This window comes from Paenalcaligenes sp. Me52 (assembly GCF_050487965.1).
GTDB lineage: Bacteria > Pseudomonadota > Gammaproteobacteria > Burkholderiales > Burkholderiaceae_B > Paenalcaligenes.
Genome location: NZ_JBKQFO010000001.1, coordinates 324,657 through 338,926 on the forward strand (window position 1 = coordinate 324,657; position 14,270 = coordinate 338,926).

Here is a 14,270-nt window from a genome sequence, read left to right on the forward strand (position 1 = left end):
TTCAAGTTAAATCTGTGTAGTGGTCGCATGAGTATTGCGATTCTAGTCATAGGGAGAGGATAAATGAGGTTTGTGCTTAACCCCATTATGGTTAGCTTGCTAGGGGGCGTAGTCTTAACCGCTGCGTCAGCATCTGTGCTGGCAGAGGTATACGAAAAGATTGACTTAACATTGGGTGCTGCTGGTGGGCCAGCAAGTATTGGTGTTGATGATCAGGTGGTTTTTCAAGGAACCTATACTGGTGGAGCGGTAACGCTAGGGGCTGGACAAACTTTCACTGCCAATGGGTCACGTATCAGCGCAGAGGGCGAACGTGTTTATGGCATAGGCAGTTCAGGGGCGAATGCCACGGTGGATCTGACCAACACTTCTATCAACGTAACGCAAACCAATGGCCTGTCCTCGCAAGGTGCAATTAACCTGACTGGCAGTAATAGTCAATTGCGCATGAAAGATACGGATGTAGTGAGTCATGACGACAAGGCTCCAGCCATACGTATTGGCAATACTGGCAAGGCTGAGATCAGCGGTGGGACGGTATATGGTGAAGGAAATAGCCTAGTCAACGTAGGCAGTAATGCACAGTTGGTGGTGACAGGCAGTACTTTTACGCACAATCCTGCTCAGTCTAAAAATGCACTGAATTTAGGTAGTGGCAGCAGTATGGCGCTGAGTGATGTCACCTTTACGACAGCAGGTGGATTTGGTGGTGTGGGTGGCAACAGTACGGTCACTATAGATAACTCCACACTGCGTTCGTACTCGGGTGGTCTATGGGGGGCTACTGGTGCCACAGTTTCTATCAGTGATAGCGATATTTATATAGGCGATGAGTCTATTAAAGGCAGCAACACCGGTAGACCTAGCTCTACGGGCATACAGGTAGGTGGCAGCACGATGTCACTCACCAATAGCACTGTGCAGTTGGATGGTAGCAATGGCGGTCAAATTTTTAAAGTGGACCGAGCTGGTGACGACTTAACGCTTAAAAAAGTTACTGTTAAAGACGTGGGTGCAGCCAAGGGGAATACGGCTATTGGCGTATGGGTGGTCGATAACGGAACAGTCAGACTAGAAGATGTGAATCTTGATGTGGGTAGGGCTGGTATAGACATGCGTCAAGGCGAAATCTTTGCTGAACGCCTGAACATTACTACTGCTAAAAATGGTGTGGCTGCACACGGGATATATGTAGAGGGTAATCCTGCATGGGCCGGTACGCCTGGTGTGGATCAAGCGGTATTTCACGGTAAAGATATAACGGTCCACACCCAAGCGGGTGGTGCGGTGGGGATGTATGTGTTGACGCGTGGTGGCGCAGTACTTGATGTGGCGGCCAACACAGAAAACGTGAATATCCTAACTGAAGGGGCTAGCTCCCACGGGGTATACATGGTGGATGGTGTTGATGTGGGTACGCCTAAGCTGGATATGAAAGGCACTACCAATATCGTCACTAAAGGTAATGGCGCCATAGGGGTGTATTTGCGTGATGACCCACTGTTTACTTTCGAAACACTAAATATTCGCACTGAAGGTGAGAATGCCGATGGTATTCGATTAAGTAATGCGGCGAACTCAGGCAACACGTGGGCACGGACGATGGATGGAATGTCTATACAGTCGGCTAAAGCCAGTGCATTGCGAGCCACGAACGTAGGCGTGGATCTGACCATCACCAACAGTGATATTCGTGGCCGTCAACTGTTTACGCTGGATGGTGCGGAAACCAGCGTGACTAGCTCTACTCTGACCAGTAAAAACTCCACATTGGTAGGCAACTTGCAGTTGCGTGATGGTGCAAAAGTCAGTTCTTTTGTACTGGACGATAAAAGTCGATGGGTGGGTGGCATAGATAACGATGACACGAGTAGCGTGGGCACAGTCGCGCTACAAAATAACAGCACATGGTTGATGACCCGTTCGTCAGAAGTGGACAAGGTCGTGAATAAAGATGGCTATTTGCTGTTCCAGCCAGATTTAACCGAGAACTTCAAAACCCTACGAGTGAACGAGTACGAAGGTGGCGGTCACTTGGCGATGAGCGTGTATTTGGAGGGGGATGGCTCAGGTTCTGATCGCTTGCTTATTGGTGATAACGGTAGCGTAACTGGCACAACCGAGCTGCATATTCTGAACGTGCGCGGGCCTGGTGGTAAAACGACTCAAGGCATTCCGTTGGTGTTGGGCGGTGCGGGTGCCATTATTCCTGACGATGCGTTTACCTTGAGTGCGCAGTCTAGTGGTTATAGGCCTAGTACTGAAACCATTTCAGCCAATGGTTTTGAATACAGTCTAGTGGGTGAAGATAAAGACGGCACGAATAAACACCAATGGTATTTACGTTCATCGGTGAATGTGCCGCCTGACCCAGGCCCAGGTCCAGGTCCCGGTCCGGGGCCTGATCCAGAAGACGATCACGAGAACTTGTCCCCCGAGGGGCCGGCTTACTTGGCAGCGCATCGTGCATCGCTGAGTTTATTTACGCACAGCTTCCACGAGCGTGAAATTAACCAACAAGGTTTGGCGGTCGGAGAGCGCAAAGTTTGGGGGCGCGCTGTGGTGCGTACTGACAAGAAAATGGGCTTTAAGCACTATGACGATGTAGATGCTAAAGTCACCAGCAGTATGTTCCAGTTCGGTGGTGATGTATGGGGCAAACACTTCGAAACTAGCGAGTTGCGTACGGGTTTGATGGCAGGTATGGGCCATATAGAGGCTAAATCCACCAGCGAGTTTATCAATCCAGGTGATATCTCTAAACGCGCTACGTTGCGAGCTAAAGACAAGCGTACGGGCTACAACATTGGTGCTTATGCGACGTACCAAGACAACGCAGTAACGCGTGAGGGTTGGTTCGTAGATGGTGTGCTGCAATTTACCCATTATCGTGGCAAGTTGTCTGGTGAGTTAGGCACCATGCGACACAATAATGACTTGTGGCAGGTGGTTGCTGAAGCGGGGTATGGCTTGAAATATGCGCCAGAAAGCACTCTGCTGATTACACCTAAAGCACAGTTAATCTATAGCCGTTTGTCGGGTGATGATGGCGAAGTACAGGGTACTAGCTATGGTGCACAACATAAAAATACGGTGCAGTCCCGTTTAGGTGTGCGTCTTGAGGCAGCGCCTGGTAGCTTGGATTTGGCTGTAAGGCCATTCATGGAACTGGCATGGATACACCGTTTCAGGGATCCAGCCATTGCGGTAGGCGATAACCGTTTCCAAGCTAAAGATGCCCGTAATGCTGGTGAAGTCCAGGTGGGTTTGGATGCTGCGCTGAGCAACAGCACCATGTTGTCGGCACGCTTTATCCGAGAGCAGGGCTCTGGCGCTACCTACGGTATGAGCGGCATGGTGAACCTGAACTACAAGTGGTAAGGCGGTAGTCAAAGAAAACGCCCCATATGTGACAGCATGGGGCGTTTTTTGTTGCCATGAGTTCTGCGCGACTTAGGCGATGTCGTTTAAGTCTTTGCCTTTGGTTTCTGGCGAAACGATGGTGGCTATCAGTGCTAAGAGGCATAGCACCATCAGGTAAATATCAAACATGTAGGCTTTGTTTAAAGAGTACAGCCATGCTTGTAAATAAGGCGCAGTACCGCCAGTAATAGCACCTGAGATGGCATAGGGCATACCCATTGCTACAGCGCGAATATGCGTAGGGAATTGCTCAGGGAAGAACGCTGGCATGATGGCAGTGGGGGCGGAAATTAATATCATGCCACCGGCCATAAATACCGCTAAGCGCCAGATTTCACCGTTGCCACCAGTGAAGATCATGGTGAGTGGCATGATGCACACAATGGAGCCTATGCTGAAGAAATACCAGTTCAGCTTCCTACCAAAAATATCCGACATCTTGCCCCAGAACAGTAAGCAAAAGATCAGGAATATGTTGGCTCCCACACCCGTCCACATGACTGACGCCGGGTTCATTTTTAAGGAGGAGATGGCGAAAGTAGGTGCCATGATGGCCCATACGTAATACAGCACTGTGCCACTGGCAGACAAGGCGAATACGCGTATGCATGAACTGCGATAGCGCCAGACATCGGCCCAAAACTGTTTACCAGTAGGTGGCGCTTTGGCTGCTTTTTTCTCGGCCTTAAACATGGGGGTTTCATCCAGTTTTTTACGCAGATAAATCGCGTAAATACCCAGTAAACCGCCAATAATGAAAGGTACTCGCCATGCCCACGCATAGACTTGCTCCGGGCCTAGGGTAGAGGTCAAGGTGGCGCTTAATAGCACAGCAGCCAATACGCCAATGGTCACGAAAATAAACACCGACGATGACCATAAGCCTCGTTTGGCGGCTGGTGCCATTTCGGTCACATAGGTGAAAGAGGATACTACCTCGCCACCGTGGCCAATACCTTGCAGCAAACGTCCTATCAATAAGAAGAATGCAGCGGCAGGGCCTATGGTGTCATAGGTGGGAGAAATCCCAATTAATAAACTACCGCCAGCCGTGATGAGCATGGCAAGTGTCATTGAGGATCGACGGCCTTTTCTATCGGCCAACCAGCCGAAAAATATGCTGCCCAACGGACGCATAAAAAAGCCCACGGCAAAGACGGCCATTGCCCCCAAAAGAGAGGTCAGCGCATCGTCGCTGTGGAAAAATTGTCGTGAAAAATAGGATGCGAAAATGGTGTAGGCGGTCCAGTCGTACCACTCTAGGGCATTGCCTACGCCTACGCCCAGTATGACTCTTCTGTTGTCTGCCTTCGTTTGACCCTGATCTTGTGGTTTGGTCATGTTGTTGCTCTTTTTGTAGTGGTTATGGCTTAGGTTGGTTGTATGGTCGCCGCGCATTGGATGATGAGGCGCGGAGAAGGGGTGGGGCTAAGAAAGTGTTGTGTGTCTTTTGCGGCCTCAGCACCGGCAGGGTGTTGGGCGTGGGCAGAAATGTCCTCTATGGAGGTGAAGCAAGACAAGGTGAAACCATCCCATTTGGGTGGCTGCTGTTGGTATTCCCAATCGTTGACGTGCAATTGCACGTAGTGGCTGAGAAAAGGGCTAGCACACGCAATGGGGGCGTGGGAGTCTTTCCAGTAGCGTCTAAATTGTGGAGTAGTGAGGTCCTCCCGTTTTTTGGCGAAGCGCAAAACGCGTGTGAGACTGTTGGGGTTAAGGTGTGCAGGGCAGGCTTTAGCAATGACCACATCGGTTAATGCCATCAGAGCATCAGGAGTGTGTGCGAATAACTGGCGACGCCATGACTCTGCACTGGCTATATCAGCAAAATCGTACTCATCCACCCAGTCAGCTACAGGGTCTTGAGCAGCATATTCGGTGTTTATGGGTTGGGATTGTGTCCACATGATGCAGCCCGATTGCTGTAACGCTGCACACCAGTTGGTCTCATTTGCGCGTGCTCGCTGTTGCTGCCAAAAGGCCGCTGGCGTGTGGCCGGCAGGTCTTTTGGTCAGACTGATCACACGTATCAGTTGTGGGGCGATCATTATGCAAGCTCACCCTGTAGAACGCCTTTTTCTACCACTACATTGCCATCCAAACTGATGGTGCAATTGCGCATAGGGTAGTCGAAGTGGCAGGACGTAAAGCGTCCGGCTGCGGGGTTAGCACCAGTAGAAAATAAGAAATTACCAGCAAACGCACGTTGTTCAGTGCCGTTGGTATCGCGTTTGTCGTACATGATCATGGAATCCCAGCGAGCACCTTTAGCCATGCCCCAGCCCACGTGACTAATCGCGTAGGCTTCGCGTTCTTGCCAGTTGGCGTAATACGAACGAATCAGTTCGGCATCTAGGCCGTTGCCTTCGATATGGGTAATGAAGTCATTTTCAAAGTGGAAAATGACAGGGGATTCCAGATAGCGTTTGAAGGTTAGGTTCAGATCCCCACGATCCAACACAATAGTGCCGTTGACGCTGCCATTGCTGGGGTAGCAGATACATAACCCTGCTGGCCAGTAACCGAAACTACCCGGCTGATCAGCAATACCAGCGCTGCCTCGGCCTTGTACGTTGCTAAGGTCTACGGTCAGGTCCGTACCTGCTTCGGAGGTCACGCGCATGGTGGATGCTGCAGTGATCAACTGGCCACCAATCATGCTTTTTCTATGTGTTTCTACACTGGGTTTCACACGCTCAAGAATTTCTGGGTGCTCGTTGCTGATCATCATGATTCGAGCGCCTTTAGACAACAGCGCGTTGCGTTCTACCGAGTGCAGCAAGCCCTCTACCGTGCAATCCACAATGAATTGGCTGTTAGACAAGGCTTGAATAACAGGCTCCAAGCCTTTGATCGCTAACGATGTGCCCGTAGAGCGCAGTGGCACAGCCTCTTGAATACGAGGTGACGGCAAACGCACATGAAAAACCTCCAGCCCTAATTGCGTCAGAGCCAGTTCGGCTAAGTCGGCTAATAAGGGGCGAGATTGAGTTTCTGACAAGATCGCAGCGACCTCACCGGGTTTGACTTTGCAAAGTTGAAAAACTTCCACGAAATCGGCGATCCATTTGCCTTCTATACGTTCGGCGTGCATGTGTTGATCCTTTAGACAATAGGTGTGTGACAAGGTAGTGCAGTCATGAATGACTACCGTATGGGCAGTGCTCGCTTTACGCGTGACAAGGGCTCAGGCTAGTAAAGCGTGATTGGTGAAACACCAAGGGAGCGGACTGCTGTTGTATGTGCAGGTCATGAATACGTAGTTGAACGGCTAAGTGATCACCTGCGGGGTGCACGTCGTGGACGGTGCAGTCAAACCAAACCGGTGCATCGGGGATGCGTATCGCGCCGTGCTCAGTAGTGTGTTCGCCTATGCCCTCAAAGCGGGCGGCTTTGTCGGCGCTGGCCAGTTGTCGGCATATCAGAGAGTGCTCGGCATTGAGTACTGACACGCCTATGCGCTGTGCTTGTGCCAACAGGGGCCATGTAGACGAGCCACGTTGTACAAAAAAAGCGGCTAATGGCGGGTCTAGTGATACGCCCACGGAAAAGCTAGAGGCCACGATCACATGACGTTGGCCTTCATGTAGTGCGGCAATGGCGGCGACACCAGAGGGGAAATGGCTGAACGCCTCGCGCAATTCTTTTTGATTGAAGCTCATGGTGCTGGACATACAGGTCCTCCTTTAAGGAAGAGCTAAGATTGAACTCTAAAGTTTTGTATGGTGCAAATATTAAACGATCATTGGTTATTTGCAATATTCATAGGGAAAACGATAGTGCTTCAGTGCTTGGGTTTACAGGTTTGTTTTAGAGTTTATTAGGGGAAAACCACTATCCGGCGTAATGTTGTGCGTGAATATTTGTTGCTATACCATGACGATCGTGGTTAATTTGAATCAACACATAAGAAATAAAGGATAGTCATGTCTGTGATCGTGGATAACAATCGTGAGGTGGTTTCTCTGCCTCCTAGCTATGAGCAAACAGCGGAAGTGGTAGAGCGTATTCATCAGATCGGCCCTTTTCTACGTGAACAGGCCATCATCGCTGACCGCAATCGCTTGTTGCCTACTGAGACGGTTGCTGCGCTAGAGGAAACTGGCGCATGGCGTATTTCGGCATTGAAGCGTTACGGTGGTTTTGAGGGTGGGGCCTCGATGCTGTTGGAGGTGGCGCGTACCGTGGGGTATTACGACCCCGCGGCAGCATGGTGTGTGGTGATTTCTAACGGTTCCGTGATGTTGACGAACCGTTTTGGAGACGCGGTATTAGACGAGGTGTTTGCGAACGGCCCCATACGTTCAGCTTCAATTTTTGCGCAGCCGCAAGGTACTGCAACGCCAGAAGGCGATGGATGGAAAATTCAAGGAAAATGGCCTTTTGCTTCCAACAGTAATCACTCTGAGTGGGCGTTGGGCATCTTGTTTATCAAAGATGAAAATGGCATGGATCATCAGCCGCCTAAGGTGGGCTTTGTGCTGATGCGTCGCGATGAATTTGAGATTCATGACACGTGGTTCACCATCGGTATGCGTGGATCAGGTTCTAACACCATGATTGCGGAAAACCTCTGGGTACCCAAAGATCGTGTGATTACGTTTGAGGCCTTGATGGGTGATGTACCAGAAAAAGATCCTCACGCGACTTTTGGGCGCAGATTGACCCCGCACTTAACCATGTCCACCACTATTCAAGCGCCGTCATTGGGTGCCGCGTATGCAGCGTTGGATTTCACACGTGGCGTCGCAAACAAGCGCGGCATCACGTACACGCACTACTCCAAACAAACTGATTCTGGGGCATTTGTGCAGAATTTGGGTGCAGCCAGCGCGCAAATTGACGGTGCTCGTATGCTGTTAGAACGTACTGCTGCAGCGGTGGATGCAGCGGCATCAGGTTTTGTGCCTATGCCACTGGAAGAGCGTGCACGTCAACGTGGTGGTATTGGTCATGCAGGCCATGAGTTGGTGGATGCAGTGAATGAGTTGTGTTGGTTGCACGGCACGGCATCGTTTGCAGAAAACAGTGTGTTGGGCCGTATGTGGCGCGACATTAATACGGGTACACGCCATGCATCTATTACCGCGCCTATGGGGTACGAGCTGCACGGTAATGCGTTGACAGGTACGCCATACATTTCCAACAAGCTGTAATGCTATGAGTGTGATGGACTTACATGTGCCAACCACCACCTTATCGGTGGATGGCACTACCGTATTGGGGTGGTACGGCCTGCGCTATGCTCAAGCACCGGGCAGGCTCATGCCGTCGCAGTCTGCAACGGGTCGCTTAGTAGTACAGCAGCAGTGCGACGTCCCCATTTTCCCGCAGTTGCCCAGTAGGTTAGCGGCGGTGATGGGGGCAGAAGAGGGGAATCCGCAATCGGAAGATGCCTTCTTCCTGAATATCTGGGCACCTGAGCAGGCTAAAGATCTGCCTGTGTTGTTCTTCATTCATGGTGGTGCCTGGATGACGGGTGGCGGCACGACCCGCTGGTATGACGGCAGTAAACTGGCAGCGCAAGGCGTGGTGGTGGTCAATGTGAATTACCGGCTAGGTGCGTTGGGGCATTTAGGCGCTGCCGATGCACATGAGCTACCGTTGCCGGCCGCCGATTTAGTGCTGGCGCTGCAATGGGTGCGCGAGCACATTGCACACTGTGGTGGCGATGCGAGTAATCTGACGGTGATGGGACAGTCATCCGGTGGGTGGTATGCGCATTTATTGTCGGTATTGCCGCATACCCAAGGGTGGTTAAAGCGTGTGGCCTTATTGAGCATGGGGACGCGCACGGCATGGACACCTGCGTATCAGGCAGAGGTGACGCACAAGGTAGATGCAGCTCTAAACGGCAATGTGCACACCGCTCCACTGGATGCGTTATTGAAAACTAGCATCGCTGTGGTGGCACAAAAACAGGTGCAGTTGGCGCATGCGCCAGCCGCATTTTTACCGGTAGCCAGTGCGGCTTTTCCAGAGCATTTATTGGATGCTACGTGGGCGGCAGAGGCGTGTCATGCTGAAGCGGTGTATGTGCGTCATGTGGCCGATGAGTCGGCGACGTTCTTCTTTAATGTGCCAGCGCAACGTGATGCTACCCAAGAGCAGGTGGATGCGGTGTTGTCGCAATGGTCGGTGAGTGATTTGCCTGCTGTGCTGGTAAAAAACGGTGTATTTGCTGGAGTGGATTCTGGTCTATCGCCGTACCGGCAATTGGTAGCGGCGTCGTCATGGCAGCAGTTCCAGCGATTTCCAGAACAGTATGCCGCCGCTTTACATGCAAAAAACCGTCCAGTGAAAATGACGCATTTCAGCATAGAAAGTCATCAGCCTGATGTGCACAGTGGCCACTGTTTTGATTTGCCGTTTCAGTTCGGAAATCTAGAGGCGTGGCAACACGCACCTATGATGGCGGGCTTTGATAAAGGGCGATTCGAGGCGCTATCAACGGCGTTGATTGGCGAGGTGGTGGACTTCGTTAAACACGGTTGTGTGTAACGACAGCAATGATTGATGTGGGTGGGTTCGCAGTGATGGAGCGTCGTAAAAGCGTGCTCCACCACTGCGTTTTTTTATGGGTTCTCAAACGTCATCAAGACGTATTGCTCAGACAGGGGTTTGAGCAGACGATGCAAGTCGTTAAACAGCTTGCTGGCTTTAATGCCTATCCAGTTTTCGGGTAGTAATTCGGCGGGAAGGCCGGGGTCTAAGAATGGCAACCTACGCCATTGAGTGACCATAGGAACGTAGTCCGCAAACGCGCTTTGTACGGTTTCAGTGCGGCCCTGTAAAAAGTGGCGCTGCCATTTTTTTAGCACGGGCTCATACAGCTCTACGAAATTCGCGTATTCCGTGGCCAAACTGCGTAAGTCCCACCATTGGCTGACTTTTTGCTGGGCATCCATGATGCCACTGACCTCACAGACAAAAAAGTCTACGTAACTCCACAGTTGGTATTCCTGTATGTATTCCGAGGCTTCTTTTTGCAAGCGTGCAGGGCCAATATATAAGCCCGCGGACACCGAACCAAAACCCATTTTGGTCAGACCTGAACGGATAATATGGCGGTTTTTGCGTTCGCTTTCTGGCACGGAAAAGGATACTAGTAGCCACGGATCGCCAATGCTGGCTGATACGGGCGAGAAAATCCTAAGGTCACCCGCTTGCATGTGCGGTTCAAGGCTTTCTGCTAAGGCGTAGCTGCTGCCAGTTTTACTGCGTTTACTGGTAAGTACGCCGCGTTTTTTTAGTCTAGAAATCGAGGAGCGAATACTAGAAGGCTCAGAGCCAAGTTCAGCCAATAAACGCACAATGGCAGACACCGGAATGGGCTTTCCCGCTGGGCGGCCATACAAACCAAATAGTGTAAGGATGTAGTGGTGATGAGCTGCTTGGTCGCCGGGCCAGTATTCACGTGCGGCGATAAACTCATTGATGGCGGAAAAATTGCTCATTGTGTGCAGTGGAGGAAGGTTAACCAGGCATCAAAGATGCCTAACTATAGTGGCCTAAGCCATTTTTTTATAGCTGGTAGTGTACCTCAGAGCAATTGCCATTGTTGAGCGAAAGGGTAACCAACGTAAGGGTTTCAGGGCTTACGTTGGTATATAACGAGAGGGAAATCAGCGGAAAATTTCAGCAAACGTTGGGGCGTCTACAACATCAGAACCGTGGGTGCGCATGTAGTCCCAAATAGGCTGCCAACGTGCAGCATCGGCTTTCACTGGGGCAACAAAACGGGTAAGCGTGTCGTTCACCATCGCGTGTGTTAAATCTGAAGGCGTTTCACCGCTGGCGCTGTACCAGAGTTCCAGTGCGGCGTTGGCGTCAGCTTTTAGGGCGACTACAGCCTTGTCCAAATACTGAACTAGTGTTTGTAGGTTGTTTTTGGTGGTGGTATCGGCGTTGCGATCCACAATTAATTCCAATGCAGAAAACCCAGGTACATCACCATCACTGGTGCGGCACAGATCAAGGGGTAGACCCAACAATTTGGCATGCACGCCTTCAATGTTGGCAAAGGCTAGCCACGCAGCATCAGCACCCTTTTGCAGATTGTCGATGTGATCAAAGCCGGCTTCGTATACCGAGATTTGTTCTGGCTTAACGGTGATGGATTGCTTGCGCATCCAGCCCACCAAAATGTTCTGGCACAAGCCGTCAGTCACGGGGTTGGATACTGGCGAGGCAACGCGAATAGCACCGCCTGCTTTTAACGTAGCTTGTGCAGTATGGGTAATCAGCACGCCACCGTCAGTGTGGAAAAATGTCCCCAGCGATTGCAGAGCAACCTCTTCGTCGTGTTTTTCAATTAAGTGCAGCGGCTCGTTGACTACCGCCTCTACCTCACCCTCGGCCAACGCAGCAAAGCCATCGTAGTGATCATCCGGCACCACTAACTCAATATTCAGTGCGCCATCGCGACGAGCTGCTGCTTGTGCGTGCAGTAGGGGTAAGTGGTCGGGGTTCAAATACCATTCCAGAGCAATACGAACAGTGGGAAGTGAGGTGGATGTGGAAGCTGTCATGTGAAAAAGCCTTACAGAGAAAAATAGCGAAGCGAGCCAAGCTTAGCTGATTTTGCTGAGGTGGCGTGGGAATGGGGATTTTTGTAGGGTTTTTAGACAGGATGATCAGTGGGATCGCTAGCGAGAGGAAGGTCTTCAAGTAACGATATTCCCAGAGCTGAGAGCTCAGCTTGCAGGTGTTTCCGCATTAAGGACACAAACTGGCGCACGGGACGTTTAGCACTGGCACCCTGGGCAAAGGCGAGGTAAGTGGTGAACCATACCTTACCGCTAAAGGGGCGCAATACTAGGCCTCTGTCTAGGTAGTCGATTGCCCCAATAGGGTTGATAAGCCCTATACCTAGGCCATTTTTGACGAGTTCGCAGACAGTAAAAGCGTAGGGTGTTTCGATAACAGGCGACAGTACGACATTGACTTGTTCAAGCAGTAGATTAAGTTGTCGTTGAGAGGTGTCTTCAGGATTCAGGCTGATAAAAGGGTGTTTAGCGAGATCTTCAGGAGTGATGACGGTTTTGCGTGTTAGTGGGTGCTGTGTGGGCAAGACAATCATCCCAGACATACGGCTGAATAAAGAATGCTCTAAACCGGTGCACGAAACCTCATCTGCCATAAACCCCATGTCACATTGTCTAGCGAGTAATCGTTGCCTTACTTCTTTGGAGCTCATAACTTGTAGGGAGACAGATAGCTCCTGTTCAGCAATGGGTAAGTGCTGCAAGACTCTAGGGATAGCGTGAGCTGCCAATAAGGGGAGGCTGGCTACTACAAGACGCCCACCACTGTAATGTTTCAACGATTTCAGTCGGTGTTCTATGGCATCAATACCTAAATAGTAGTGATCTACTTCGCTCATCAGTGCATAAGCCGCTTCGGTGGGGTGTAGGCGGCCTCGTATGCGTTCGAATAATGGAGTGTCAGCGCGTTCCTCTAGCTTACGTATGGCTTGGCTGATAGCAGGTTGGGATAGGTTCAGTAGGCGGGCAGCACCGCTGGCACTGCCGCAGCTCATCACTGAACGGAAAATCAGAATTTGTCTCTCGATCATATAAGTTTCACTTATCGAATCATCATATTTTTCTGTAGAAAAATTATAGCCTGCTACGTAGACTCAAATTACCAATTTCTGACGGCAATTTTTTTAACACATGACAACTGATACTTTGTGGGACGGATACCAAAGCTTGTCGCCTGTAGTGGCGCGGGCTTCAACCATCTTATTTCCTACCTTGGACGACTTTGTGAATCGCAAAGAGCGTGCGCCAGATGGTTACAGTTATGGCTTAACCGGCACGCCTACGCATAGGGAGTTCGAACGTAGGGTTGCGCATCTAGAAGGTGCAAAGCATAGCGTAGTTACGCCTTCGGGGCAGGCTGCTATTAGTTTGGTATTTTTGTCTCTGCTAAAGGCCGGTGATCATTTGCTGTTGGTGGATTCTGCCTATGGTCCAGCTATTGATTTAGGAAGCCGCTTAGCTCAGCTAGGGATAGAGGTTGAGCATTACGCACCTAGTATGGGTAGCGATATTGAGTCATTGATTAGGCCAAACACACGATTGATTTGGATGGAATCACCCGGCTCGATGACGATGGAAATCCAAGATGTTCCTGCCATTGTGGCGGTTGCTAAACGTCATGGGGTTTTGACGGGCATAGATAATTCGTGGGCAGGTCCCTCGTTCTTCCAGCCATTAGCGTTAGACGTGGACATGAGTGTAGTGGCTTGCTCCAAATACTTAAGCGGGCATGCGGACTTGTTGTTGGGTGTGGTTAGCACAAATAGGCAAGATCTTTATACCGCTTTCAGGGCATCTCAATCCAGCTACGGCATGGCGGTAAGTCCTGATGATTGTTTTCTTGCGCAACGTGGCTTAGATACTTTGCCTTTACGTATGCAAACACATCAAGACAATGCCCTGATGATTGCTAAAGCTTTGGAGCATCATCCGTTGTTGGATGAGGTATTGCATCCAGCGTTAAGTAGTTTTGCTGGGCATGAGTTATGGAAAAAACAATTCAGTGGTAGCAGTGGCTTGTTTGCTCTGCGAGCACATTGTCAGGATCTGGATAAGTATCGTCGTATGTTTGGCCGCTTTAGTACCATCAAAATCGGCGCGAGCTACGGAGGAGGCCAAACGTTAGCTGCTTTTTATCCGGCATCTATACAAAAGGCTAGATGTTTTCCGTACAAGCAAGGGGCTATTTGTCGTTTTTCCATAGGCTATGAAGATCCCCAAATTATTTTGACTGAGTTACAGCAAGCTCTAGAAGAGCTACGTTAATTTCGTCCGTAGATAACAAACATTTCCGTTAAGCGG

The 14,270-nt window shown here is 50.5% G+C and carries 11 protein-coding genes; 4 read left to right on the forward strand and 7 right to left on the reverse strand.

Annotated features, from left to right (window positions below; translation table 11 throughout):
• Positions 1-63: 63 nt before the first annotated feature.
• Positions 64-3,381 carry an autotransporter family protein gene (locus tag ACLO87_RS01510; RefSeq protein WP_430222597.1) on the forward strand — a complete coding sequence of 1,106 codons (3,318 nt, stop codon included), beginning with the start codon at positions 64-66 and terminating at the stop codon, positions 3,379-3,381.
• A gap of 72 nt (positions 3,382-3,453) precedes the next feature.
• On the opposite strand, the gene ACLO87_RS01515 is transcribed toward ACLO87_RS01510, so the two are convergent.
• From ACLO87_RS01515 to ACLO87_RS01530, 4 genes are all read right to left on the reverse strand, one after another.
• Positions 3,454-4,764: an MFS transporter gene (locus ACLO87_RS01515; protein ID WP_430222598.1), complete on the reverse strand. Its 1,311-nt coding sequence runs from the start codon at positions 4,762-4,764 to the stop codon at positions 3,454-3,456.
• A gap of 29 nt (positions 4,765-4,793) precedes the next feature.
• Positions 4,794-5,471, reverse strand: coding sequence for an EthD domain-containing protein (locus ACLO87_RS01520; RefSeq protein WP_430222599.1), 678 nt, complete (start codon positions 5,469-5,471; stop codon positions 4,794-4,796).
• Positions 5,471-6,517, reverse strand: coding sequence for a M29 family metallopeptidase (locus ACLO87_RS01525; protein ID WP_135863271.1), 1,047 nt, complete (start codon positions 6,515-6,517; stop codon positions 5,471-5,473). The genes ACLO87_RS01520 and ACLO87_RS01525 overlap by 1 nt, the downstream gene beginning before the upstream one ends.
• A 76-nt stretch (positions 6,518-6,593) precedes the next feature.
• Complete coding sequence (locus ACLO87_RS01530) at positions 6,594-7,097, reverse strand: flavin reductase family protein (RefSeq protein ID WP_135863272.1); 504 nt, start codon at positions 7,095-7,097, stop codon at positions 6,594-6,596.
• 252 nt (positions 7,098-7,349) lie between these two features.
• On the opposite strand from ACLO87_RS01530, the gene ACLO87_RS01535 reads away from it, so the two are divergent.
• Positions 7,350-8,579: an acyl-CoA dehydrogenase family protein gene (locus ACLO87_RS01535; RefSeq protein WP_430222600.1), complete on the forward strand. Its 1,230-nt coding sequence runs from the start codon at positions 7,350-7,352 to the stop codon at positions 8,577-8,579.
• Between the two features lie 4 nt (positions 8,580-8,583).
• A complete protein-coding gene (locus tag ACLO87_RS01540; protein ID WP_430222601.1) occupies positions 8,584-9,924 on the forward strand; it encodes a carboxylesterase family protein in 1,341 nt (446 codons plus the stop codon).
• 74 nt (positions 9,925-9,998) lie between these two features.
• Here ACLO87_RS01540 and ACLO87_RS01545 read toward each other — a convergent pair whose 3' ends face one another.
• The 3 genes from ACLO87_RS01545 to ACLO87_RS01555 all read right to left on the reverse strand — a co-directional run bounded on the left by ACLO87_RS01545 (position 9,999) and on the right by ACLO87_RS01555 (position 13,000).
• Positions 9,999-10,880 (reverse strand): PaaX family transcriptional regulator, encoded by an 882-nt coding sequence (locus ACLO87_RS01545; RefSeq protein WP_135863277.1) that lies wholly within the window; start codon positions 10,878-10,880, stop codon positions 9,999-10,001.
• 168 nt (positions 10,881-11,048) lie between these two features.
• The gene (locus ACLO87_RS01550) at positions 11,049-11,954 is read right to left on the reverse strand and encodes an ABC transporter substrate-binding protein (protein WP_430222602.1); all 906 of its coding nucleotides are present in this window, start codon (positions 11,952-11,954) and stop codon (positions 11,049-11,051) included.
• A 92-nt stretch (positions 11,955-12,046) separates the two neighbouring features.
• A complete protein-coding gene (locus ACLO87_RS01555) occupies positions 12,047-13,000 on the reverse strand; it encodes a LysR substrate-binding domain-containing protein (protein WP_430222603.1) in 954 nt (317 codons plus the stop codon).
• A 100-nt stretch (positions 13,001-13,100) separates the two neighbouring features.
• Here ACLO87_RS01555 and ACLO87_RS01560 point away from each other — a divergent pair, with 100 nt between their 5' ends.
• Positions 13,101-14,234 carry a trans-sulfuration enzyme family protein gene (locus ACLO87_RS01560; RefSeq protein WP_430222604.1) on the forward strand — a complete coding sequence of 378 codons (1,134 nt, stop codon included), beginning with the start codon at positions 13,101-13,103 and terminating at the stop codon, positions 14,232-14,234.
• Positions 14,235-14,270: the final 36 nt, after the last annotated feature.